Source organism: Eudoraea sp. (assembly GCF_039969275.1).
In the GTDB taxonomy this organism is placed as follows: Bacteria; Bacteroidota; Bacteroidia; order Flavobacteriales; family Flavobacteriaceae; genus Eudoraea.
In genome coordinates this window covers 286,840-313,387 of sequence record NZ_JBDVOC010000017.1, presented here as the reverse complement: position 1 = coordinate 313,387, position 26,548 = coordinate 286,840, and the positions used below count along the sequence as shown (strand labels likewise).

At 37.6% G+C, this 26,548-nt stretch carries 17 protein-coding genes and 2 tRNA genes; 10 read left to right on the top strand and 9 right to left on the bottom strand.

All coding sequences use genetic code 11. The annotated features are described in order from the left end of the window. Nucleotides 1–93 precede the first annotated feature (93 nt). A complete protein-coding gene (locus tag ABJH90_RS16935) occupies nt 94–3,669 on the top strand; it encodes a VCBS repeat-containing protein (RefSeq protein ID WP_348140213.1) in 3,576 nt (1,191 codons plus the stop codon). Here ABJH90_RS16935 and ABJH90_RS16930 read toward each other — a convergent pair. The 4 genes from ABJH90_RS16930 to ABJH90_RS16915 all read right to left on the bottom strand — a co-directional run bounded on the left by ABJH90_RS16930 (nt 3,666) and on the right by ABJH90_RS16915 (nt 8,878). Continuing rightward, entirely contained in the window at nt 3,666–5,174 is a 1,509-nt protein-coding gene (locus ABJH90_RS16930) for a sulfatase (protein WP_348140211.1), read from the bottom strand. The genes ABJH90_RS16935 and ABJH90_RS16930 overlap by 4 nt on opposite strands. 8 nt (nt 5,175–5,182) lie before the next feature. Further along, nucleotides 5,183–6,901, bottom strand: coding sequence for a glycoside hydrolase family 9 protein (locus ABJH90_RS16925; protein ID WP_348140209.1), 1,719 nt, complete (start codon nt 6,899–6,901; stop codon nt 5,183–5,185). Between the two features lie 50 nt (nt 6,902–6,951). After that, a complete protein-coding gene (locus tag ABJH90_RS16920; protein WP_348140207.1) occupies nt 6,952–8,046 on the bottom strand; it encodes a bile acid:sodium symporter family protein in 1,095 nt (364 codons plus the stop codon). 97 nt (nt 8,047–8,143) lie between these two features. Next, entirely contained in the window at nt 8,144–8,878 is a 735-nt protein-coding gene (locus tag ABJH90_RS16915) for a PHB depolymerase family esterase (protein WP_348140205.1), read from the bottom strand. A gap of 276 nt (nt 8,879–9,154) precedes the next feature. On the opposite strand from ABJH90_RS16915, the gene ABJH90_RS16910 reads away from it, so the two are divergent. The 6 genes from ABJH90_RS16910 to ABJH90_RS16885 all read left to right on the top strand — a co-directional run bounded on the left by ABJH90_RS16910 (nt 9,155) and on the right by ABJH90_RS16885 (nt 15,385). Then, nucleotides 9,155–9,238 (top strand) — tRNA-Ser (locus ABJH90_RS16910). Between the two features lie 113 nt (nt 9,239–9,351). Next, nucleotides 9,352–9,429 (top strand) — tRNA-Pro (locus tag ABJH90_RS16905). 313 nt (nt 9,430–9,742) lie between these two features. Then, nucleotides 9,743–11,830, top strand: a complete 2,088-nt coding sequence (locus ABJH90_RS16900) for a family 16 glycosylhydrolase (protein ID WP_348140203.1) — start codon at nt 9,743–9,745, stop codon at nt 11,828–11,830. Nucleotides 11,831–12,245: 415 nt separating this feature from the next. Beyond that, nucleotides 12,246–14,036 carry a PDZ domain-containing protein gene (locus ABJH90_RS16895; protein WP_348140201.1) on the top strand — a complete coding sequence of 597 codons (1,791 nt, stop codon included), beginning with the start codon at nt 12,246–12,248 and terminating at the stop codon, nt 14,034–14,036. A gap of 202 nt (nt 14,037–14,238) precedes the next feature. Further along, the gene (locus ABJH90_RS16890) at nt 14,239–14,649 is read left to right on the top strand and encodes a DUF6326 family protein (protein WP_348140199.1); all 411 of its coding nucleotides are present in this window, start codon (nt 14,239–14,241) and stop codon (nt 14,647–14,649) included. A gap of 10 nt (nt 14,650–14,659) precedes the next feature. After that, nucleotides 14,660–15,385, top strand: a complete 726-nt coding sequence (locus ABJH90_RS16885) for a DUF4386 domain-containing protein (protein ID WP_348140197.1) — start codon at nt 14,660–14,662, stop codon at nt 15,383–15,385. A 338-nt stretch (nt 15,386–15,723) separates the two neighbouring features. Here ABJH90_RS16885 and ABJH90_RS16880 read toward each other — a convergent pair whose 3' ends face one another. From ABJH90_RS16880 to ABJH90_RS16860, 5 genes are all read right to left on the bottom strand, one after another. Further along, on the bottom strand, nt 15,724–17,394 hold the full coding sequence (locus tag ABJH90_RS16880) for a mechanosensitive ion channel family protein (protein WP_348140195.1): 1,671 nt from the start codon (nt 17,392–17,394) through the stop codon (nt 15,724–15,726). 215 nt (nt 17,395–17,609) lie between these two features. After that, nucleotides 17,610–19,652, bottom strand: coding sequence for an adenylate/guanylate cyclase domain-containing protein (locus ABJH90_RS16875; RefSeq protein WP_348140193.1), 2,043 nt, complete (start codon nt 19,650–19,652; stop codon nt 17,610–17,612). 125 nt (nt 19,653–19,777) lie between these two features. Then, nucleotides 19,778–20,233 (bottom strand): pyridoxamine 5'-phosphate oxidase family protein, encoded by a 456-nt coding sequence (locus tag ABJH90_RS16870; protein ID WP_348140191.1) that lies wholly within the window; start codon nt 20,231–20,233, stop codon nt 19,778–19,780. Between the two features lie 238 nt (nt 20,234–20,471). Further along, entirely contained in the window at nt 20,472–21,101 is a 630-nt protein-coding gene (locus tag ABJH90_RS16865) for a phosphoribosyltransferase family protein (protein WP_348140189.1), read from the bottom strand. Nucleotides 21,102–21,117: 16 nt separating this feature from the next. Next, complete coding sequence (locus ABJH90_RS16860) at nt 21,118–21,759, bottom strand: alpha/beta hydrolase (protein ID WP_348140187.1); 642 nt, start codon at nt 21,757–21,759, stop codon at nt 21,118–21,120. Between the two features lie 175 nt (nt 21,760–21,934). Here ABJH90_RS16860 and ABJH90_RS16855 point away from each other — a divergent pair, with 175 nt between their 5' ends. The 3 genes from ABJH90_RS16855 to ABJH90_RS16845 all read left to right on the top strand — a co-directional run bounded on the left by ABJH90_RS16855 (nt 21,935) and on the right by ABJH90_RS16845 (nt 25,921). Beyond that, nucleotides 21,935–22,063 (top strand): hypothetical protein, encoded by a 129-nt coding sequence (locus tag ABJH90_RS16855; protein WP_348140185.1) that lies wholly within the window; start codon nt 21,935–21,937, stop codon nt 22,061–22,063. Between the two features lie 567 nt (nt 22,064–22,630). Continuing rightward, complete coding sequence (locus ABJH90_RS16850; RefSeq protein ID WP_348140183.1) at nt 22,631–23,884, top strand: cell envelope biogenesis protein OmpA; 1,254 nt, start codon at nt 22,631–22,633, stop codon at nt 23,882–23,884. Nucleotides 23,885–24,094: 210 nt separating this feature from the next. Then, on the top strand, nt 24,095–25,921 hold the full coding sequence (locus tag ABJH90_RS16845; RefSeq protein WP_348140181.1) for a PorP/SprF family type IX secretion system membrane protein: 1,827 nt from the start codon (nt 24,095–24,097) through the stop codon (nt 25,919–25,921). The last annotated feature ends 627 nt before the right edge of the window (nt 25,922–26,548 follow it).

The following is a 26,548-nucleotide window of genomic DNA, read 5'->3' as shown; positions in this document are numbered from 1 at the left end:
TAATTTTTAAAAGGCCGCTGAAAAGCGGCCTTTTTATTTGTTCATGTGACGAGGTTCTTGCACTTTTGTATGTTGATATCAAATACAGATCCAATGAAAATAAAAATTGTTATAGTGGCAATCTGCTTACTCTTAATGCTAATAACCAGCTGCGATAACACGGAAAAAAACACGGTTCTTTTCCAAAGTGTTACTCCCCAAAATTCTGGACTGGATTTCACCAATGCATTGACCGAAAATGATTCTATTAATATCCTTGACAATGAATTTGTCTATAATGGTTCTGGCGTGGCGCTGGGAGACCTGGATGGTGATGGTCTGGACGATATTTTCCTCACAGGCAACCAGGTAGATAATAGCTTCTTCCTCAATAAAGGACAATTAAAATTTATTGATGTCTCCTCAGATGCCGGGATAAATAAACCAGATTCTCTGTTATGGTCCTCAGGGGTGTCTATAATTGATATTAATCTTGATGGGAAACAGGATATTTACATTTGTAACACATTTTACAAAAATCCGGACAGAAGAAGGAACCTCTTATACATCAATCAGGGTAATAATGATAGCGGTACTCCCCTATTTGAAGAAATGGCCAGGGAATATGGAATTGCAGACACCAGCTATTCTTCTCATGCCCAATTTTTTGACTATGATAACGATGGTGATCTGGATCTTTTTATTGGCGTAAACAGGATTGAAGGAATAAACCCAAGCCAGTTTAGTCCGTTGGATGACGATGGAACTTCTCTTAGCCGGGACAGGCTGTATAAAAATGAATGGGGTGACAATATGGGCCACCCTGTCTTTAAGGATGTATCAGAAGAAGCCGGAATTCGGTTTCACGGATATAGTCATAGTACTCTAATTCATGATTTTAATGAAGATGGCTGGATGGACATCTATGTAGCCAATGATTTCCTGAGTAATGATCTGATTTATATCAATAATCAGGATGGGACGTTTACCAATCGTGCCGGAGATATCTTTAAGCATTTTAGCCTTTCTTCCATGGGTAGCGACATTGCTGATGTCAATAATAATGGGCATATGGATATTTTTACTTCAGAAATGCAGCCCTATTACAACAAACGAAAGAAATTATTTCAGGGGCCCAGTAGCTATCAAAAAGAAATTTTTACCAAAAAATACAATTACGAATCCCAGTATACCAGAAACACGTTACAACTTAATCTGGGTGTTAATCCGGAAACAGGACTTCCCATATTTGGAGATACTGGTTTGTTTGCCGGAGTCCAGGAAACAGATTGGAGTTGGGCACCACTTTTTGCCGATTACGACAATGACGGTTGGCAGGATCTGTTTATTACGAATGGATTTCCAAAAGATGTAACCGACAGAGATTTTGGAGATTTCCGGGTCACGGCCAGCAGATTGGTTAGTAAAGAAAAATTAATAGCAGCGATTCCTGAGATAAAAATTCCAAATTTTATGTTCAGAAATACAGGAGACTTAAATTTTGAGGATGTTACGGACTCCTGGGGCCTTAATTTTGGCACCTACTCCAATGGAGCGGCATATGGAGATCTTGATAATGATGGGGATTTGGATTTGGTAATCAACAATATAAATGACCCTGTCCTGCTAATGGAAAACAAGCTGTCTCAAATAAATCCTGAAAGCCATTATTTAAGGGTTAAATTAAAAGGATCTGATAAAAATCCGGCTGCATTTGGCAGTATGGTTGAAATATATTCGGATGGTATTCGTCAGAAGAAGTCTTTAATTTCGGGGCGAGGTTATCTCTCCAAACCTGAAAGTGTGTTACACTTTGGACTTGGCACTAAATCCTCAGTAGATTCTATAAAAATCATCTGGCCCGGGGGTGGTGTTCAAAAGTTACAAACTCAGGAAACAAACAGAGTTCTCAATATAGCATATAATCCGGATTTGCTGGAACCCGGCTTAAACAAGGATTCCTTATTTATCCCTATGTTTAAAGAAGCAGCTGAAAAGTATAATCTGGTATATGAAAGTCGGGATCTTGACTTCATTGATTTTAATTTTCAACGTACACTGCCCCATAAGTTCTCTCAATATGGTCCATCACTTGCTGTAGGCGATATAAACAATGATGGCCTGGATGACATGTTTCTTGGTGCCAGCAGAAAATTTGCCGAAGCCTGGTTTATACAGCAAATTGACGGAAGTTTTATTCAAAAGGAAGTTAATTACAAGCAAGGAGCCGAATTGGAAGAAGAAGATGCCGGCACCCTGCTCTTTGATGCTGACGGGGATCAGGATTTAGATTTATATATAGCCAGGGGATGCGCTCAGTATCCGCCCGGGGATATATTATACAAGGATATTCTTTTATTAAATGACGGGAACGGCAGGTTTTCTGAATCCGCAGAAGGCATCCCGGATATGAGAAGCAATTCATCAACAGTCAGAGCTTCTGATTATGACAGGGATGGAGACCTTGATCTTTTTGTTGGAAGCAGAGTGCTTCCAATGGCTTACCCAAAAGCAGATCGTTCCTATATTCTCAGGAATGAAAGTTCGCAGGGAAATGTTCGTTTTGTTGATGTGACAGAGGAGGTATCACCCGAATTACAATATCCGGGACTTATAAGTGATGCCTTATGGACCGATTTCAACGGGGATTACTGGCCCGATCTAATTCTGGCAGAAGAATGGAAACCCATTCGTTTCTTTGAAAATAGAAGTGGAACACTTCATGAAATAACAGAATCCAGTGGAGTTCAGGACAATTTTGGCTGGTGGAACAGCCTGGCCGCTGCAGATCTTGATAACGATGGAGATACAGACTATGTAGCCGGCAATTTTGGCAAAAACATATACTTTAAAGCCGATAAGGATACCCCTGTACGCTTATATGCCAAGGATCTGGATGATAATGGTATGATAGATCCACTTATCTCCTATTATCTAAGGGATAGTGTTGGAACAAAGAAAGAATACCTGTATCATCCGTGGCAGGATGTTGTAAAGCAATATGTAGGAATACGGAAAAGTTTTAACTCCTTTGGTGAATTTGGTGAAGCCACTTTGCCGGAAGTTTTCCCTGATGGACTTCTGGATGATGCCACTAAGCTTACTTTTAACTATATGCAGACATCCTGGATTGAAAATCTCGGAGATGGCCATTTTGAAAGTCATCCCTTGCCTATTGGAGCTCAACTAGCCCCGGTTTATGGGATTATCACAACCGATTTTAATAATGATAACCTATTGGATATTGCATTGGTTGGGAATGATTTTGGTATGGAAGTACAGCAAGGCCCTGCCGATGCTTTTATAGGTTTGTTATTGAAGAATAAAGGCAATGGAAGTTTTGAAACCGTATCCCTGGAGGAGAGTCATTTCTTCGTACCGGGCGATGCTAAAAGTCTTGTGAGAATAAGCGTGGCCGACGAAAAATCTATTCTGGTTGCTTCACAAAACAATGATTTCCTAAAAGTTTACGAAACAAATTTAAATCCGGCTCCTCAGTTAGTTCCAATAAGAGCTAATGAAGTTAAATGTGCCTTATATTTTAAGAATAACAGCAGTCAGATTCAGGAATATTATTGGGGCTCCTCATTTCAATCTCAGTCCAGTAGACATGTTGAAGTGAATCCAAACGTAAAACAAATCAAGTTTTTTGATAATACCGGCAAAGAAACAAGAACGCTAAACTTTTAGTGTTCTTGTTTGTGTTTAAAATCCCCAAAGCGATATTTAACCGTTCGTTTTAATGGAATATTCATCCCATTGGTTTCTTCAAGCCAGTCATATATGGCCGAAGACATAGATTTTGCTATTTCCTGTTTATCAGGATCTGCAATTAAATTGTACATCTCCTCAGGATCATTCTGTAAATCATAGAGTTCATTTCTATCCCATATTCCCTGATACTTTATGTACTTATATTGATCTGTTCGCATGCCAAAAACCGTTGGAGTCATAGGAAAATCATACTCCCAGTAATATTCATAAAATATCTCTTTTCGGGAAGCAACATCTTTATTTCCGGTTAAAATTGGAATAAATGAAACCCCCGGCATATTCTCAGGTTGTTTAACACCCGCTTCAGCCATTACTGTAGGTCCTATATCAATATTCTGTACCATCTGCTGGGGAACTATACCCCCTTCAAACAATTCCGGACAACGAACCAGTAAAGGAACTTTAACAGACTCTTCATAAAAATGCCTTTTGTCTATTAATCCGTGTTCACCCCAACTAAAGCCGTTATCCCCCATGTAAATGATTAATGTAGACTCATCCAGTCCTTCCTTTTTCAGATATTCCATGACAGTCCCTATACTCTCGTCAACGCCCAGCAGGGTTTCGCAGTAATCTACAACCATTTCATATAAATCCCGGTTAGAATGATACATATAATCCACCCCATGCCAACTAATTCGTTGGTCAGCGACCCATTGTGGCCATTTTAAATCGCGGTATTTTCCCGTTTTGGTCTGTTCATAGGTAGCAGGGAGTTTTATCTTTTTCCCTTTATAAATGCCTTTATGTCTTTTAGCAGGTTGAAATCCTGCATGTACGGCTTTATGAGATAGATAAAGAAAGAATGGTTTATTCTTATCTCTTTTATCCATCCAATCTACTGCGTGTTCAGTTAAAAGATCTGTGATATAGGTAGAATCTTTATAGGCTACTCGCTCTCCGTTAATATTTAACGTAGGATTATAATAGACCCCTTGTCCGGGGAAACTTTCCCAATGCGTAAAACCAGGTTGTGGCGCATCGCCGTGGTCACCCATATGCCATTTTCCAAAAAAGCCTGTTTGATATCCCGCTTTCTGTAAATACTCCGGAAAATAAGTCAGGTTACCAGGATCCGGAGCCTGGTTATCCACAATAGTATGGCTATGTGAGAACTGGCCGGTTAAAATAGATGCCCTGCTTGGAGAGCACAGAGATGTAGTGACGAAGGTATTGGGTAAGTATGCCCCTTCTGCAGCCAGCTTATCCATATTTGGGGTTTGCAACCATGGAACTTTCCCTGTAAATCCCATATAGTCATATCTATGGTCATCTGTAAGAATAAAAATGACGTTTCTAGGTTTTGGTTTTTGTACTGCACTTGAGTCATTTTCTGTTGTTGTATTTGCAAAAGCGGTTTCCGTACTTCCAGTAAGGGCCCAAACACCTATTAAAGCGATAAAAGTTTTTAGTATTCTCATAATTTTGGTTATTTTGATTCTTGTTCCAGAAAGCCCAGGATATAAGTCAAAGGCGAATTCCAGTTTAAACATATTTCATTGCTTGCATAACTATCCTCATGATCCACCCAACTTTTCATAGGGGTCGCATTTTCTGGATATATTACACCCGCAGCTATATCCTGTTTGTCATCATTTGGTCCTCCGGAGAGCAGTCCGGGTACGGGGTCTACTACGCCGTCAGCGGCACTTTGCCTGTGATGTATAAACATAGGGGGATTATCTCCAAAACCAGTCACAAAACTATATCCTAAAGCATTGGTTCCAAGTACATAATCTGCAGCCTGTCTTACCGCTGTTAAATATTCCGGTTTATTTTGTAACCGGTAAGCCTGGGCTATTATCATTGCTGTATTAAGGACATCACTATTTGATCCCCATTGAAAATCATCGACACATTGAAAATAATCATTTGTTTTTGTTTTTGCAGTAAGGGCGTCTGCAGTATTCAATATTCCTTCACTTAATTCATTATAGAGCTCATCAGGAACGAGTGATTTGTTTTCTAAAAGTGTGAATATCCCCATAAACCTCATAAATTTTGTCCAACCATCTCCGGGGCTATAAGCAAAATCGATCTGATCTTTATTAAGTTGTCTAAGGTACGTTGTGTCAGAAGTAGTTACATATAATTGTGCGCGGGCCCAGAAGAATTCATCATCAAAATTAGTATCCCCATATTGCCCTGTGCTAATACCCTCAGGATTAACAAATGCAACTTGCGGATTAGATACAGACCAGTTGTACGCCCTTTTAGCTGCCTGCAGGCATTTCCGGGCATATATAGAATCATAAGGCATAAAAACTCGAGCAGCTTGAGCTGCAGCGCCCGCAAAATCGAGACTGGCAGCGGTACCTTTACCCACAATATATCTTTGATTTGTTGCCTTATTAGGCATTACCATCCCTTCAAAACTTTTAGTGGTCAGTTTGTGAAACATTCCCCCGTCATCATCCTGCATAGTCAAAACCCAGTCCATTTCATATTTCAGCTCATCCAAATAATCACTAATGGTATTACCACTTTCAGGTATATTTAAATCCCCATCAGCAACACTATTCGGATATTGTTCTTCAAGCAAAAAGAACTGGCCTAACGGAAAGGAGGCATTAACCACATACTTATTATAGTCTCCGGCATCATACCAGCCCTTGGGGGAATTTAAACTCCCGGTTTGTTTACCACTGGAAGGATGATACAAAACAGAATCATCCGGATGCCCTGAGGCTCTATTCCATTGGGAGGCGTGTTTTTCATCCAGGGCCATCCCGGCTCTTTGAAAATACAAAGCCTTTATAGATCCCTGGAAAACAGGAAGTAAAACATTTTCTTTTATTTCAAAAGGAAAAGAATATCCAACGTCTTTAATATAAATATGATAAGATCCCGCCATTGTAAGTTCACTGAAATTAGCAATACGTACTTGCTCTCCCGCCATTCTCCAGTCTAATGTTTCTGAGAGTTCGCCGGAAAAAACAGGTTCACCAGATTCACTATCAATTATACTGAATTTTCCATTTTCCAATTCAGCAGTAACAACCGCTTTTTTAACTGCGTCGGGATAATAACCTATTTGGTTTAGTCTAATTTGAGTGCTAAATGTATCAGCAATGGCAGGGACAGCTTCTTTACAACCTGCAGTAACAAAAAGAATCAAAGTTCCATAAAGACAAAATAACCTACTCATAATATTCAAATTTTATGATTATCCCCTAGCCTGTTTCCAATTAAATAATATTACAACAAATCTGCCTCTTTAGCCAATTCCTCAATAGGTTTTCCACGCCACCAGGTTGCTAAACTCGATCCGGTAATATTCATCATGGGCCCGAAGACAGCTGGGGCCAGACCCATTGTGGCCACGCGCCCCATTTCCAGTGCAATGCCTGAGGCTAGTCCGGCGTTTTGCATACCAACTTCAAATGCTACAGTACGAGCCGACTTCCTGTCAAGGCCAAATACTCTGCTTCCCCAATAACCAAATAAATAGCCAATTAAATTATGTAAAATAACGGCGACTATCAAAAGTAATCCAAGTGTTAGGAGCGAATCCCTTCCTGCAGCAGTTATTATTGTAATGATAATTGCAATTCCTGCCATAGAGACTATCGGCATTGCTTTATCGAGCCATTTAAATCTCCCATGGGCAAATCTATTAAATACCAGTCCGGCAATGATTGGTAAAATAACGATTTTTACAATACTCCAAAGCATTCCCAAAAAATCTATAGGCACCAGTTGATTCGCTAAAATCTTCATCAGCAAAGGCGTAAAAAGTGGTGCCAACAGGGTAGCTACCGCAGTTAAAGTGAGCGAAAGTGCCAGGTTTGCTCCAGAAATATAGGCCATGACATTAGAAGCCAGACCGCTGGGAGAGCTACCTACTAAAATAATTCCGGCGGCAATTTCAGGGGGAAATCCAAATACCGTAGCTAATCCATAGCCCACAAATGGCATAATCGTAAACTGACACACAATACCCACTAAAACACCCTTAGGCATTTTTACAACTCCTTTGAAATCCTGAAGACTCATCGCTGTCCCCATTCCAAACATAATTAGCATTAGAAGAGGTACTATTAGTTTTTTAAGGTCGAAGTTCCCTGCTTTGGAAAAAAATTCAGGATAGAACATTGAAGCAGTCACTGCTGCAAATATTAAAATGGTAAAGGAAAACCCTTTCAAGGAATCAACGTTTCTTATCGCCAGAGCCAGTGATAGAAAAAAAAGTATCAAAACAGGGCCCAGTTTATTAAAATCCCCCAAAATCAATAATACAAGTGCCAGTATTCCAGAGCTGATGGCTAATCCCCATATTATTTTTCTATACATCAAGCCTCTTGTTTTTCCGCATTAAATATACTATGTATTCATCGGGAAACCTGTACAAAATATCTAAAATTTTAAAGATTAATATTGTTGTGAGGAGCTATTCTTTTGTCATTTTTTGTTTCATTAACCACTCATACAATTCTTCAGTATTGTAAGCCCGGACCCATGCGTTATGCCCTACCCCTTCATATCTGGTAAATGTAACATCATAGCCCATTTCCTTAAGCTTTGTAACCATGTCCTCAGATTCCGAAATAGGTATGGATTTATCTTCAGTTCCATGAAATACCCATATGGGCAGCTTTTTATTAATCCAGGCTGCATAGGGCACCGGGGTCATTCCGCATACTACAGCCAGAGCTGCAAACTTATCGGGGTATTGTACAGCAAGTTCCCAGGCAGCACTACCACCCCTGCTTAAACCACTAAGATAAATTCTGTCTATATCTACCCTATTTGTCTCTATTATGGTATCCAATAATTGCATCACTGCCCTGGTATTCCACCATTTTCTTTTATATGGATTTTGAGGGGCCAGTATTAGGAAAGGGAATTCCTTTCCTTCTGCCAAAAGTTTAGGAGGACCATTAGTTTTAAGATCTTCCAGGGTGCCGCCAGCTTCTCCTCCCCCATGTAAAAATAAAAGTAGTGGGAATTTTTCGCTTTCAGTCTCTTCATATCCCTTTGGAAAATACAGGTAATATTGCAAATTTTCTACTGAAACAGTTTCCTTTTCATCGGCGATCAATTGGGACTGTGCAGAACAGGACTGAATAGAAAGCAGATAAAGTATAATTGTTGCTTGTTTGATAAAAGAAGAGATTCTTTTCATTTATAGTATTGTTATTCAATTCAAGGTTTCATTTTAAAAAATAGCTAAACGATTAAATGGTCAATTGAAATAGTATTAGATCCTGAATTTAGTTAAATTAATTTGTTTGAAGCGTATAAAAAACTGGGGGTTTATCCTTTAGGAATTTTAATAATCTAAGAAAGTTTGAAATGTGAATGTTATCGTTTAAAAATTCAATAAAAAAGTTGCGTTCCAGGATATGAAGAATTACATTTGCATCCGCATTTTACAATGCACGTTCATTTAAAAAATACAGGAGAGGTGCCGGAGTGGTAACGGAGCAGATTGCTAATCTGTCGACGCGCAAGTGTCGCCTGGGTTCGAGTCCCAGTCTCTCCGCTTTCGCCAGCCTTTTTCCGCCAAGGTGCGGAACCGGCGGGCTTTAGCGGACATTTCCGCAAAAGTTCATTAAATGATTCCGGTTGGAATTCAAAACTGAAAATTACACCACTCGGGGTGTAGCGTAGCCCGGTTATCGCGCCTGCTTTGGGAGCAGGAGGTCGCAGGTTCGAATCCTGCCACCCCGACCAAGAGAATCCAATCACGAAAGTGGTTGGATTTTTTGTTTTTAGAGCGTAGTGCTGCCAGGCACTAAAGCGGTGAAAACAAAGAAGACAGACAAGAAAAAGACCTGAATAACAATACGGTACTGTCTATCTATGAGGATGTCGAACACAATTTGTGGCTGGCTCTGGATAATGTGTTAAGTGTAATTAATATGGATTCTCCTTACAAAACTATTATATTGCAAATTATTTTAACAGCGGAAAATATTCCAGTGTTTGATTCAAGACCAGAACTAATTTCTAAAACAAAGCCGTAACGAGTTTAAAAAAGAAAAATATGAAAAATATCAATTACATTATTTCGACATTCTTTGTGATTTTATTGAGTTGTTCAGAGGAAACCCCCGCGATGTTGACCCCATCTAATCTTGTAGTTACATCAGAAATTAGTAATGATGGTTCCGGAAAGGTTACGTTCGAGGCAAAGGCAACAAATGCCTCTTCATATACATTTGCTTTTGGTGACGGTACATCTCAAGAATCATTAACCGGCAATGTGGTAAAGTTCTATGAAATGGGAGGACAGAATACCTATAGTGTTACTGTAACAGCAAATGGAGCTGGGGGCTTAAATGTTTCGGAGACAATTCAAATAGAAGTAAATGTTGACGGGGAACCGTCTGAGTTTGCCGAGATAATTTCATATCTGACCAACGGTGGGTCAAAAACCTGGTATTTGGCGGCGGCAGAACCGGGACACCTCGGGGTAGGTCCTGCACGTGAAGGAATAGACGGAGATTGGTGGTATCCCAAATGGTATTCAGCCCAAGCTTTCGAAAAATGTGGCAGCCCTGATTCGGATTGCCTATGTGATGATGAACTGACCTTTTCAGTCGATGGCGATGTAATATCCTATTCCCTCGATAACAAGGGACAGACATTTTTCAATTCCGCGTATAAAGATGTGGTGGGAGGTACCGAGGTCGACGATTTTTGTTATGATTTTGATACTTCGGGTACCAAAACGGTTACCCTATCATCCGTTGAGGGCAATGTACCCGAGGCAGAAACGACAGGAACACAAATAGATTATTCCGATGACGGGTTTATGGGATATTACGTTGGGTCTTCGACCTATGAAATTCTATCCATAAGCGAAGATTTATTATATGTGCGCACATATGACGCCCTCAATCCAGATTTGGCGTGGTATCATAGATTTTCCTCAGAACCCGCAACAGGAGGCGGAGATGAAAAGCTTGAAAGCATTTATACTGATTTGGTATGGTCAGATGAATTTGATGTAGACGGTGCACCTAATCCTTCCAATTGGACCTACGATCTTGGTGCAGGAGGATGGGGAAATAACGAGGTACAGACCTATACTGATGATCCTGAAAATGTTGTCGTCGAAGGGGGAATGCTAAAGATTACAGCAAAGTCTGAAGGCGGAGAAGCCGTGGTACACTATTTTGATGATATTACTTTGGTTGCCACTGGAGGAGCCACTTCGACAGTTGATGATTTCGAAGGAACCGCACCAACTTTTACAGGTTTTGGAGGGGCATCTACACAGGTTGTGGCCAATCCGGATGCCACTGGTGAAAATACATCTGCATTGGTAGGAGAGTCGACCAAACCTTTAGGTGCTGAAACTTTTGCCGGATCATTCTTTGATGTGTCAGCTCCATTGGATCTGACAACCTATTCAAGTATAAGTATGAAAACCTGGTCCCCAACGGTGGGCGCGGTTGTAAAACTAAAACTTGAAAATTCTGCCAATGCTGATGAAAATTTTGAAGTTGACATGAATACCACTGTGTCTGAAAGTTGGGAAACTCTGACTTTTGATTTTAGCGCGGCTCCGGCATTTAACTTTGATCGTATTGTTGTATTCTTCGATTTTGGAGTGAGTCCTGTAGGTGCCTTTACTTCTGCACGAATCAAATCCGAGAACTTATATGAGTTTACTTATGGTCGTGTGGAGATTAGGGCTAAACTTCCCGCTGGTGGAGGCACATGGCCTGCACTATGGGCCCTGGGCGCTAATTTCGATACAGTTGGATGGCCAGATTGTGGCGAAATAGATATTATGGAACATGTTGGAAACAGTGTCAATATTGTTTCAAGTGCTTTACATTATCCAGGTAACTTTGGTGGAACTGCGGTAACTGGTTCTATCCCCATATCTACAGCAACAACTGAATTTCATAATTACACGGTGGAATGGACTCCAGACAGCATCAAGTTCGTAGTCGATGATGAATTTATCCATACCAGTTTTGTGAATTCTTCTACAACTCCGTTTAACGCCGATTTCTTTTTCATAATGAACATCGCCATGGGCGGTACACTTGGAGGAGCTATTGATAGTGGGTTTACCCAAGACACCATGGAAGTGGATTATATAAGAGTTTATCAATAAACGAATATAAAAGGATAGTAAAAGGTCGGTAGTTAGAATTATGCTACCGGCCTTTTTTATTCAAATATAATGCTGATGATGTACTAGTTTTGAATTTAGTTTCAGCTGATATCGCATAAAAACACATTGTTTAAGGAGAAGCCAATATGGTTTCATTGGAAAACGCCATGAGCTTTAAGGAATCTGACAAAGGGGAGCATTAAGAAGATGGTGAATGGATGATTGGTAATGGAGCAAGAAAAGGTCCAGGCAATTAAGTTAAGGTACTGCGCGGAGCACGAAATACTTATTTACTTCTGAGGTCAAATTTTAGAAATAAATTATTTTTGGGAATAATGCAATTTTGAAAAACAACTGTAACGATCTAAGAAAACCGAAGTCCCTAATAGGAACTAAAAAAATCAATCAAAATCCAATGAAAAAATTTCTTTTTGCCCTCATCGTATGCACAGGTATTCAAATTAGTAATGCCCAAATATCCACCCTGTATGATATCTCCTTTGACAATGCCGTACACCATGAAGCTAAGGTTCATGCCACCTTCAAAAATTTAAAGACCGATGAAGTCGAATTTAGAATGAGTAGGTCCTCTCCCGGGCGCTACGCCTTACACGAGTTTGCAAAAAACGTCTACAACGTAAAAGTGACCGATAGCAAGGGGAAAGTGTTGGGTACTACCAGACCCGACCCCTATTCCTGGTTAACAAAGGGGCATGATGGAACTATTCATGTTACCTATACCCTATTCGCCAATCATGGGGACGGAACCTACGCACAGGTAGATGAAACACATGCACATTTGAATATTCCGGCGACTTTTATGTATGTACCCGTTTTATCAAAAAATGAGATTGAAGTAATTTTTAATGTTCGCGAAGATCTGGGCTGGAAGATTGCCACACAACTCAAGCACCTAAATGGGAATACCTTCTATGCCAAGGACCTTCAATATTTTATGGACAGTCCAGTGGAAATTAGTAATCATAGCCGACGTTCATTTGATATCGATGGGCAAACCATAAATTTTGTATTACATCATAAGGGAACTGAAGGCGAGTTCGATTCCTATTTTGAAAAGGTAAAGAAAGTAGTATTACAAGAGGTAGCCGTTTATGGGGAGCTTCCCACTTTTGATTTCGGGGAGTACACCTTTTTAGCCTGTTACATGCCCCAAGTAGACGGCGACGGCATGGAGCATCGAAATTCTACCGTTTGCACTTCTACAAGAAACCTAAGCGATCCGGGATTCGACAGAAACATCGGAACGGTAACCCATGAATTCTTCCATGCCTGGAACGTAGAACGCCTCAGACCTAAATCCCTGGAACCTTTTGATTTCAAAAAGGCCAACATGAGCGGTGAGCTGTGGTTCGCTGAAGGGTTCACTAGCTATTATGCAGGTTTGATTTTATGCAGGGCAGGATTAATAGAGCAAGCAGGATATCTTAATTGGCTGTCCGGTTCATTTAGTTATGTTTGGAACTCAACTGGCCGGCGGTTTTACAACCCCGTCGAAATGAGCTATCAGGCACCCTTCGAGGATGCTGCCGAGTCTGTAGATGAAACCAATAGTAGAAATACCTTTATTTCCTACTACAACTACGGACATAAGCTCGGACTTGCACTGGATCTGGCGCTGCGCGGGCAAAAACTAAATCTGGACGATTATATGAAACTGGTTTGGACTACTTATGGCAAAACCTCCAAATTTTATACTAACGATGATTTACACAAAACCTTGAACACCTATGCAGGAAAGGAATTTGGTGATGCTTTTTTCAATAATTACATTTATAAAAGTGGTATGCCCGATTATGAGACTTTGCTTAAAAATGTTGGGGTAACCTTAACAACAAACGATGACAAGGTATTTTTTGGAACCTACCTCGATGAAGAACACAAATTGGGCGAATATCCTCCCTTCGATACTCCGGCCTATAATGCCGGACTCACAAAGGCCGATAAAATTTTACAGCTAGGTACTGTAAAACTAAACGGGGATTCAAAATGGGACGAGATTCTTAGTGCATACAAACCAGGGGATACCGTCAAAATTATTTATGAACGATACGGAGAAACTAAGGAATCATCCCTAACGTTGGCAAAAAGCCCAGACTATAATTTATCCTTATTTGAAAAAGACGATATAGAACTGGATAAAAAAACCAAAAAGAATCGAGAAGATTGGTTGGGGGAGAAAAAATAATTTGTTTTTATTTCCTGTTGAATTCAAAGTACAATAAAAGTATAAATTTGATTGTGTTACTGTATGCATAAAAGATATATGATCATTGATTATATTCCTTCGTTATCAATTATTAGCACGATATTGCTTGTAACAAAACTTGGGGTGAAACGTCTTCATTCAGAGCCAAAGTAAAATTGAAAATTAAAAAACAGCATTCCAAATGTTAGAAAATCCAAAAGTAAACATCAAAATTAAACTTGCTGCATTGTGGGCTTCAGTAACCTTCTGCTATTTATATGGAGATTATTTTGAACTATACACACCTGATAAAGTAAACAGTTTAATTTCAGGCGATAATAATTTGAATAGTCCCACCATATTATTATTAGCGTCTATAATTTTGGCGATTCCATCTGTAATGGTGGCAGCTTCAATTTTCCTTAAACCAAAAATAAACCGAATTCTTAATATCTTATTTGGAACATTATTTACTTTAATGATGGTGTTTATAGGAATCATTTCAACTAACGAGTGGTACTTATTCTACGTTTTTTTAGCATTCTTAGAAAGTATTATAACTGCTTTAATTGTTTGGTACGCCTGGAAATGGCCTAAAGAAGTGCAAATTTAAATATATAATTATGACATCAAGGAATAAGACAGCTAGAGTAGCCGGAATACTATATTTAATACTAATAATAGGCGGAATAATTAGCCTTGCATATATTCCTTCCCAGTTAATAGTTTGGGAAAGTGCATCAAAAACATTTGAGAACATATCAAATTCTGAATTCTTGTTTAGATTAGGAATTGTCATTAACATTATTACTTTTCTGATTTATATAGCTTTACCGTTGGCTCTTTACAAACTCTTACACGAAGTAAATGAAGTTTATGCCAAGCTAATGGTAATTTTTGTATTGGTAAGTGTGCCAATTTCTTTTGTAAATATGTTAAACAAATTTTCAATTTTAACGCTAATCAATAAGGCTGAATATTTAGAAAAACTTGGGTTAAGCGAACTTCAAACCCAGGTAATGTTTCATATAGATAAATATTACAACGGAATTGAAATCTCTCAAATATTCTGGGGACTTTGGCTATTCCCTTTTGGATATCTGGTTTATAAATCAGGTTTCTTACCAAAACTTTTAGGAATACTATTAATGGCTGGTTGTTTTGGTTATTTGATAACATTTTTTGGAGGTTTCCTATATTCAGATTTTAATAACACAATTATATCGGATATTGTAGGAAAACCTGCAACTCTTGGAGAAATCGGAATTTGTTTGTGGCTATTAATAATGGGCACGAATAAAATAAAATTTGGAAGAAAAACAGTGGGTAACATTGTAAATAAAAAATAGTAGCTTAAGAGCTAAAAACAAAATGGGATTTATAAAATAAAAGTCAGTATGCGACCGAAAAACCAGCATGTAAAACCCGCTACTTTGATTATACAAGACCGTTGTCAAATATCAAACAAATGAAGTACATAAACAAAAAGGAAAGTGAGGCGACAACCTGTATTGGATTAATTTGAGCAAGAACCCCTATACGGGATCAACTCAGTTAATCCTGCCGCACCAACTACATTCATCAAAGATGAACTTTGCTGGGCATGCCCGACCAAGAGAATCCATTCACGAAAGTGGTTGGATTTTTTGTTTTAAGGATATCTTCAATTGCTGAAAATAATATCCATCTAACTTTTCATATTGTCATCTGGCTTTGTTATTGTCATTTTTTGGTTTTGACCCGTTAAGTGGTCCACAATTTTGTGTAGTGGTGATTTGTCTTCGGTGGTTAACTTGCCAGGCACTGTAGTTAAACTTCCATCGCGCGCAGCAACATAGCTAGGTGAAAGTATTTCAACGCCAGCCTTATTGAAGGCAATTAAAATATTCTTGTGTATTTCAGAATAAATTAGTGGCATCTTTTTAGGTTTGAGCGTGTATGCATTTAGTTCATAAGACACATAGTAATCGTCTAAACTGTTTTGTAGCACAAAAGGCCTGGGTTCCTTTAAAATAAATTCCGTTTTAGAGGCAGCCTCCAATAACAATTCCTCTGCTGTTTCCCATGGTAAATCATAGCCCAAAGTTACAGTAGTATGCAGTATTATTGGTTTATGGTCTTCATTTGAATAATTGACAATAGTCCCAGTTAAAATTTTTGCATTTGGAATAGTAACCTCCTCTTTTTTTGTAGTCCTGATTCGGGTAACAAGAATTGTTTTTTCAATTACATCTCCTACAATATTGTCGATCTTTATTCGGTGACCAACTTGAAAAGGACGCATGTACGTTATAACAATTCCTGCTATAATATTGGCAATGGCAGAGGTGGAACCAAATGAAATAAGAGCTCCAATAAATATAGAAATCCCCTGAAATGCAGAGGAACCAGAGCCTGGTAAATATGGGAAAATTAATATTAGTGCCAGGGCATAGATCAGTATTGAAAATATCTTCCCTGTTGGCTTAGCCCAATCTCTATGAAAGTTTTTAAGTTTAAATCTTTCGATTTCAACATCATTAGCAATTTCATTGATAACTCTGACAAAATAACGAGCAAAAAAGGCAATAATTAAAATGAAAAATAGGGATGGAATAAAATCTATAAAACCAAAAAAGATATATTTAATAGGAGTTGCAATATAGCCATAAAACAAGTTTACTACATTTTCTGCCCAAGGAAAAAAACTAAACATAAATGGTGCATAAATAAAAAAGGTAATTACAATCACACCAATACGCAGGATATTGGAAATAAACACGAATATATTGACCGTGTCTTTGGGTATAAAATATTTTAAAATATTGGTCTTTTTTCTTAAAAATTTACGCTCTACTTTAGACAATCTTAAATTTATCTTCCTAAATAGCCAATTAATCAGTTTAATATATAGAATTAAGATTACCAGCAAAAGGGCAAAATATCCAATTCGAATTGCCCATTCTTTTGTTGTTAAACCTTCGGTACCTCGCAAACTATTCTTTATTTTCGCAAGCCTGACCTCAGCCAGATTGAATGTGGTTGTACTATCGCTCACTGCATCCTGTAATGTGGTAACCAACGCCAAATCATTGTTTAACATTATTTCAACAAATTCATTATTTTGCTGAAGCCATAAACTATCAAGTAAAGGATTATAAGTTGCAGTTAGCCTTTTTAACCTTAATGAAGCCTCGTTGGCTCTAACTTGAACTGGATAGGTTTCGGTGCCATTTTTAAAGTAAAATAGCGTATCATTATTTAAAACAACCGGAGCTTTATTAAGTATTTGGTCAGCTTGCTGAAGGCTTAAGGTATCTTGTGCACCTAAACTATGGTACGATAATAAAAGAACAAGTAATATTTTTTTTAACAACATAAATAAAGATTGTATTTTAAGTTATTGAAACTTCAACTTGAAAATAAGGAAAAAATTAGTGCAAGAACAATTTCAAATAAATTAACCACTCATTTGAAGTCAATTATCTCCTTAATAACCAAAAGATCATCGGCCATGGCACACAGCTAATAATAGAAAAATGCTCCTCATATATATCTAATTTGTACGGTGATTTGTAGATGCCCCTTATGGAACTATTTTTTTAATACAGGTAAGTCCATTTTTTTCAGGAGGTTATGAAATCGAGGTTCATTGCGTAAAAAGTCAAAAAGAGGATCTACACTGATATAAGGCATGTTGCTGTCATGTTCTTCATATGCTTTTTCTAGCCATTCCAAGGCCTCTTCTTTCATACCTGCTCGGCAATATAGTGTAACTATTTGCCCTAAAGGATAATATACTGAATCGCTCTTAGATATCATCATCTCTGCAGTACGCTGCATGGCCAAATTATAGCCGCCTTCTTCAAAGCCCTGATCAATAGCTTTCAGAGCCGACTCATTTTCCCTTAATTTATATATTTTTTTTGCAATATCGAGTGCCTTTTTCTTATCACCCAATTCATGATAGACTGCCCATAGTGCCGGGAGTGCAATACCCTGATCCGGTTCTATTTCATATAGCTTTAGCAACAATTCAAGGGCTTCATCGAACCTACCGGCATTTTTGAGTGCCTGCCCGTGAATTGAAATATATAATGTATTAAATGGATCTAACTCCATAGCGAGTTCACTATGTGGAAGCCCTTTTTCGGGATTGCCCATTATTGCTAAAAAGTGTGAGTAATATGCCTGTGAAAAGGCGTAATTTGGATTTAATTCAATGGCCTTTAAAAACTCTTGTTCAGCTTTTTTCCAATTCCAATCCCCCCAGGTATTATAGACGGCCATTCTGGCATGAATTTCTACCAGCGAACTGTCTAACATCAGGGCCTTATTTCGTGCAGCTTCTTCTTTCTCGGAGACTTCATTATAGGGTAAAAACCCATGTTGCACATAAGCTCCCCAAGTTCTGGAAATTCCCAGGTAGGCAAGGGCATAATTCGGATCAATTTCTCTAGACAATTGAAAATAATCCATGGCACGGTCAAGGTCTGGTTTTGTGCCTAGCTCCCAGTGGCCCATACCCCTTAGGTAAGCTTCGTAAGCATCAGGGTCTATAGGTTTAGTTTCAGATAGCAATTTTTCTTCCTGAGGGGTCAGATTTAAATTAATTTGCTGGGATATCTCTCTTGAGATTCTTTTGGTAAGATTAGAAAGCTGTCCTTTCTCAATGTTAAAATCGTGTACCCACAACTGCTTCTCTTCAGGAAAAGCACTTACCAATTTTACCTGAATACAAATATTTTCACCATAGCAGGTTACGGAAGTTTCTACAGCAGCATCGATATTGAGCTCAGTGGCTATTTGAGGGATCGATTTTTCTACGTTGCGATAGGCATTGGCCGTTCGTTTAGAAGGTACTCTCAATGCACTTATTTTTCCCACATCACCAATTAAAGCATCATGTATTCCTGCAACAACATATTCCAGTGATTCATCACCGGTAAAATTGTCAAATGGCAGAATAAGCAATGATGATATTGGAGCGGCCTCAGTTTTGAAGGCATTTCGTATCCAGGGTCCATTTGCAAAAATCAACAATAATAGAATAATATAAGTATAAGCGGACCTGCTAAGCTTATGAAACAGAGATCTTCCTTTAAGTTGCTCTATTTTAGCAGGAGACGGGATTGGAAGCCCTTCTTCAACTATAGAATAGGTGTTTACCGGATAATCAACATTTTTTAATTTGACCTGACCCAGATATTTCGTGTTAACAGCGCTTTTGGCCCGAATAGATTTTTGGATAGATTCCGATATATAAATACCTCCCGGGTCTGCGACCGATTGTAATCGAGAGGCAATATTTACCCCATCTCCAAAAATATCTTCGTGATCATAAGTGATATCACCAAGATGTAATCCGATCCGAATTTTCTCTTTGATTTGCTGTCCTGCCTGTTTTTGTATTTCGATAGCGCACAACACCGAATCAATTGCACTATCAAATTGAGCTAGCATACCATCGCCCATTTCTTTGATAAGTTTGCCATTGAATTGATTGATGCTCTTGATATGAATATCCCGGCTTTTTTCCAACACTTCAAATGCCTTATCCTCATCTGATCCCATCAAAGCTGTATAACCGACAATGTCGGTAAACATTATTGCAGCGAGTTTTCTTTTGGCTGGCATTAGAAACTTGTTGTATTAGACTGTCAAATTGCAAACAATAGGTATAATAGTACCTTAATATAATGAATATGTAACAATAAATCCAGACAAGATCATTTATCCGCGAATAGCTTTTCCATACTATTTCAATGATTTCTGTATTTACCTGTAATCTCATTTATATTGATCCGATACACTATTGGTATACCTTGTTCAGATAATTTACTAGAAAATTCACTGATAAATTTGGGATGTGCTCCTTCCTTTCGGGTAATTATCTTTTTTACATTTTGGGTAAACTTATGTAGAAGGTACTTAGCATCAATTCCTTGCAGTTCTTCAAACGTACCATGTACATGTACAGATCGCCATTTATTAACAGATTTTATCTCTTCGACTTCAAGTGATACCGCATCATTTTGACGCATAGCATCTATCTTATGGCCTTCCGCAGAATAGGCAATAATTGTATTAGTTACCTGATCATAATAATAGGTTATTGGCATAACAAAAGGTTCTTTGTGTGATATGAATGCCAAATGCCCTATATAATTGTTGTTCAACAGCTCGGTGCATTCCCTGGTCTCTAAATTTTCTATCATGACAACATTTTTAATCGAATCCCTGTTATTCTTAGCGATAGTTCTCCCTTTAATGAATTAAATTTAGAATTAAGAAAACACTTTTGGAATGATTCAGATCAGTTGAATAAATAGATTATACTTAACACTATTAAGTTCCTATCCTTAATATATAGTGATGTAAGCAAAAATGAAGTAATCCCTGGAATGATCCAGGTTAATATCAAACACCAAAGCTAATTTTAGTGTTGTTTTATAGTTATGAAGCCTGATTGCTTTCTTCCAACAACTCTATGGCTTCTTCATCAGAGACCTGGTTAAAAAATTCATAAAACTGCCCTACTGCCATAAAATCATATGGAGTCTGTAAACAGATTACCTTGTCAATATGGGGTGAGTCTTCCAGGCTTTTAATAGCCATACCAGGTGCCACAGGAATTGCAACAATTACTTTTTTGGGTTTTTGGGCACGAACCAATTCTGCGGTTACACGAATAGTGTTTCCCGTCGCGATACCATCATCTATAATAATTACAACCTTATCCTTCAAATTTTCTGGTTGTCTGTTTTTGTAGTATTGTTGGTGTCGTTTTTTTAGTTTTTCCCTAATTCGCGCTGTTTCTTCGGCAATATAGTTTTTATGGACCCCTGAGATATCATTAAGAATACTATTTTCCAGGCTTACTGCTCCTATTGCATATTCCCGATTGAATGGATGTCCAATTTTTTTGGAAAGAGCAACATCCAAAGGAGCTTGAAGGGTTTTTGCAACAATTACGCCTATGGGTAATCCGCCTCTGGGTATGGCCAGAACTACTACTTCTTTATCTTTAAACGGTAGCAATTTGTTTGCCAGCTGAATTCCCGCATCAATTCTATCCTTAAACATTTTTGGCCTTTTTTGGTTATGGATGTTCAGTAAACCATTTTGCTGATAATATCGCCACATCCTCTAATTTGCCGCGTTCTTCAAAAAGATGTGTGGCCTCGGGGATGATTTCCAATTTGCGTTCACATCTCAATTTGGCATAGGCTTTTTGATTCAGTATTATAACCACTTTGTCCCATCCACCAACGATTAGGAGTGTGGGTGCGGTTACCTTATGCAACTCGGACATGGCAAGATCTGGTCTGCCCCCCCTGGAGACTACGGCACCAATTTCATCACCAAAGTATGCGGCGGCACTTAATGCTGAGGCCGCTCCTGTACTGGCACCAAAATAAGCCAATTGTAACCCTTTGGTTTCCTTTTGCACTTGTATCCATTCCGTTACGGCTATTAATCTTTGAGTCAACAGATCAATATTGAAGCGAGTTTTGTATTGCCGATCTTCTTCTTCAGTTAGCAGATCGAACAATAGAGTGGCCAGACCCTCTTGCTGCAGCACACTTGCCACATAGTTATTTCGGGGACTCAACCTGCTACTACCGCTTCCGTGTGAGAAAAGTACCAAAGTCTTTGCTTTATCAGGCACAGAGAGAATCCCGTTTAAAACGACTTGTCTTAAAGGGATCTCAATTGTTTTATGCTTCTCTTCTAATAACATTATTCAATCATTTTTAATTTGTTATTGCTTATTATGAGTATAATTCCGTATTTCAAAGTAATTAAATACAAATAAAACGGGCAATGATTATGGTCATTCCCATATGCTATTATTTATCTGATATAGATCATTCCCTATAATTTAGGAACCAAACAGATTTGCCAAACTTTAGGTTATGATAACACAACAGGCTTTTTTTGATGAAATTACTGAGCTTACCAAAATGATGGAGACCGAATACCCTGAGCTTCATCAGTTTTTAGATAAAAACCTAATACCCATTCCCGCTACCAATAATGTATAGTAGAATGTCTTTAATATTAGTAGTGATAAGGATTATTCATCAGGTGCCTGAGTAGTGATAAAAGTACTTTAAGTAGATAGTTGTTGACAATAATATCCCATAAATGAAGTTATTCTCATGAGATGTATTTTATTAAAGATAGGCAAGTTTGTTTATTTTCTGTCTTTAATGTTAGTAGCAAAAGTAAGCGATGTTAACCTTTATCAAACCATAAAATAGCCTGCTCCAATTTAAATAACTACTTAAAAATCTCCTATAGGTTACAGCTTAAAAGACCCACACTTTATGTTAAAAAAATTGATTTTTCTCTCAATTCTTCAAAAAACAACAGATTTCAGGAAGTTTCTTTCCAAAAATTGTACTGTAACATTTTTTTAAACCAATATTGCACTTAAATTCAATCATAGCAAGGCTTAAGAAACACTTTAAAGTAGAAATACAGTCCCTATTATTATTCCATTCATCCGATAAATAACTCTATTTATCGAAAACCTATGAATTTTTGCTAGGTCATAGCTCCAAACATTTTGTGATCTTTGGATTATTAATAACCCAATATCTTGACCTATGAAGAATGCTTTAACCTACAAAGTAGCTTTAGGATGTATCATAACGTTTTTTTGCTATTCATCGTATGCGCAAAACCCTAAGCTTTCCAAATCTGTGAATCCGGATATTTATGAAGCCAATAAACGAGCGAGTAATTATCAGGAGTTATTAAACTTAGGGTATGCCGACAGAGAAATTTACGAAGATTTAGGCAATGCCAATTTTTTAAGTCAAAATTACGAGACGGCTGTATTTTGGTATAAAAAACTGATAGCTATCAGTGAAGATGGAATTCTTAGTTCCGGTTACTCTGAACGCTATCAATATGCATTGAAAAAGTCGTCTGGATCGGATATAGCCGGCACCAATGATAACAAAAACTGGTTGGCACAAATTAGAGCCGAATACCACATGAATAGGCCATTAGCCGATCAAGACAACTCAGCAGAGGGTTTATCAAACACTATCAATGAATCACCAGCCGACCTGGCCCAACAGGTATTGAAAGGGGAAAATGATTTGGTGGTTTTAAAGGATAAAACATTTAATTATAAAAATGCCTATAAAACTCCAATTACGGTTACTGCCGATGGGAACACGGCTTATTTTAGTAAAGCCAGTTATATACAACCCAAGTATGGCGTTTTCTCTAAAAAACAATTAGTTCACAAAATCTATAGGGCAGAAAAGATTAATGGACAATGGGAAAATATTAAAGAAGTTGCATTATCTCCTAAATATTACTCCAGCATGCACCCTACGGTTACACATGACGGCAAACGATTATTTTTTGCCTCAGACATGCCAGGTACTTTTGGAAAATACGATATCTATGTATCTGCAATAAATAAGGATGGAAGCATGGGTGTTGCAAAAAATTTAGGTGAAAAGGTAAATACAAAAAAGAACGACCTATATCCTAATCTCGCAGGAGGTACTACCCTATTTTTTGCATCAGATGGTCATAAAGGCCACGGTGGACTGGATGTATTTATGGTACAGGTATTTAATAAAAAAGTGGGCTGGTCTGTCAACTTAGGTAGCCCTATTAATAGCGATAAAGATGATTTTGCAATTTCCCTTACCGGAAATGGAATGGGCTATGTGATGTCTAATCGCGGGAATGCTGAAGATACCACTCAGCAAGTGGCATTCTCTTTTTCGAATCCTGAAAAAGACAAACAAGAGGAAAATGGCGGATATAACTTTGCAGAAGTTTTTAGCAATGATATAAAAGTAAATTTCGCAAGCTCTGTTTATGACGATGATTAAAGGTTTAGCAGAGCTATAACTTAAACCAAACGGGTACTTATAAATGATCTATTTGGTAGCACAGGATCGATGATTTCAAAACAACTATTCAGTAAAAAATACGCATAGTTCAAAAGAAATTTTTCGAATTATCCAACCCGATCAGCGCTAGTTTAAAAAAAGTATAAATCGGATTATAAATATTCAGAATAAACTTTAAATTTCAATCAGATGAACTGTAACACCTCCATAATTAAGAAAGTATTCGTACTTAAAGTGTTTTGCCTGATTCTCTGTATTCAAGCTGCTTACGGTCAGGAAGCAATCTCTGATCTAAACACAAACACTGCCTATCACAATCAGTTGTTTTTTAATAGGTTCTTAATAAACCCTACATTTTCATTGGTTCGGGAAAACAAATCTTATCTGAATATTCTGCATCGAAATCAGTATGCTGCTTTTGAAGACAATAATCAAAACTACTATCTGGGATTTAGCAATAAATTTAATGATCATACGGCATTGGGTATAGGTGTTTACAGCCAACGAATAGGTGTTATCCAGGAGTTTGGTTTTAATGCAAATTATGCCACTTCTGTACAATTGGGTTCGAAAAGCAAATTATCATTTGGTACTAACGTTACCTATTACAGCGTAGGCTTGGATAAAAATCGTGTGGTTGCTACTGAAAACGACCCTCAAATTCTTGAAGCAAAGTTAGAAAATAAGATTGCTATTCAACCGGGAATTACATTCTCCTATGGAAATTTTGATGTAGGTATCTACGCAGAGGATCTTATCAGATACAGTCAGACCACTAATGAATTTTTAACAAGCTTTAATACCAAAACTGTTAAAACATCTCTACAATATACGCATGCATTTATGACTAAATCAGGTTTATTTGCAAACGCCAGGTTTATGCCGCTTGTACAATTAGGCCAAAATGAAGACGGAAGTCTTGCATATGTGGGTTCTGTTCTGCTTGAATTACCTAAATATGGCTGGTTTCAAAGTACTCTGGATGATACTTATGGCATATCTATGGGTATAGGTTTTAATCTTAGTAAAAAGCTATCTCTTGGGTATTTGGTAGAAAAGAATTTCCTTGATCAGGATGCGGCATTTGGCTGGAATCATGAATTGTCATTGGCATATACTTTTAAAAACCAACCTTCCGCACTAGGTGGATACGTAGTAAAATCCGAAGAAAACAGAATTGATGAAATTGTTCAAAATTATGAAGAGCAACTGGCGCAATTAAAGGAGAATCAAAATAAAGACAAGAAGAATCAGATTGACGAACTTACCAGAAAGTATGAAGCGCAAATAGCAAAATTAACCAGTGCTCAAAATAAATCAACGGCTGGTAAAAATAAATCAGCAACAAGTAAAAATAAAAATGTAAAAAATACGCCTCAGACAACACTTGTGGCATATACAATTCAACAAGAGGAAGATCCTAATACTCTTGCCTACCAAAACCGTTTAATTTTGGACGAGCTAATCTTAAGACAGGACTCTATAGAGAATGCGCGTAACGCCCAATTCGAAAAAAAGTTTGAAATGATCGTAAGAATTTTGCGAAGTGATGTTGAAAATAGCGTTAAATCCAATTTACAGGATTTCAACAATCCGGAAAATACAGTAATGGTTACAAATGACAGGGAGTTTAATACAACCAAAAGTTTGGAAATCAAAAACTCTAAAAATAGCCTAACTGATGCGGAGCGTAAGGAATATATTAAGCTTCCAATAAAAATTAGTAATCTAACAGATGTTGGTGTGCAATCTGGCTATTATGTTATTGCCAATGTATATAAAAACAAGAAATATTTAAATGCTTTTATGAATCAGCTGAATGAACAGGGGTTGAATGCGAAACAATTTTACAACAAGAAAAATGGTTTGTATTATGTTTATTTGGCTGATTTTAAAGTTAAGGAAGAAGCCGAAATCGCCTATGTCTCCGATCTAAATGGAAGATATAATGATGAAAAGTGGATTATGCAGGTTGACAATCCCCCGGCAACTGCTGATCTTATGTATGAAGATTAATGATTTTTCCAAGGACAATAAGAACAATAAAATAAGTTGTCTGTTATACTTGTATATTATTTATCCATAAATAATTGTGTGTCCTACTTATGGAATTCTAACAAGTGTAATAAATTAGGAGTCATTAGCGATTAGGCTTACTTTCTATTTGAACTAGTTATTTCGTAGTTATTCAATTATAATAGCAATATATGGGTTTAGTTTTGTGCTTTTAAAGAGGGTTTAGCCATAAACATAACACTTCCCATAGTTTTTTGGGGTATAAATAATGGGTGAAATTGACAAAATTACAGACTAGTTGGTTTGCATTTGAACGAAAATACTTACGTTATATCATTGCTTTTCTATTTTTTATATATATTTAAAATATAAAAGTAACAGAATAACGATCGCTCAACCCCCAAAACCCCATAATATGCAAACCCAAAATTACCCCAAAAGCAGCCCGCAATGCAGGCCAAAAACAAGAGCTCATCCAGTAATCTTCTTAAAAGAGGCTCCCATTTAAAGTATAGTAAATACAGTTTTTATTCTTGTTTATCTTATCAGCTACTGGAATTATTCAGTTCCTAATAAGGTTAACAAGATTGGATGTATTTCTATTCAATGGTGCCCTAATTCTTAAAA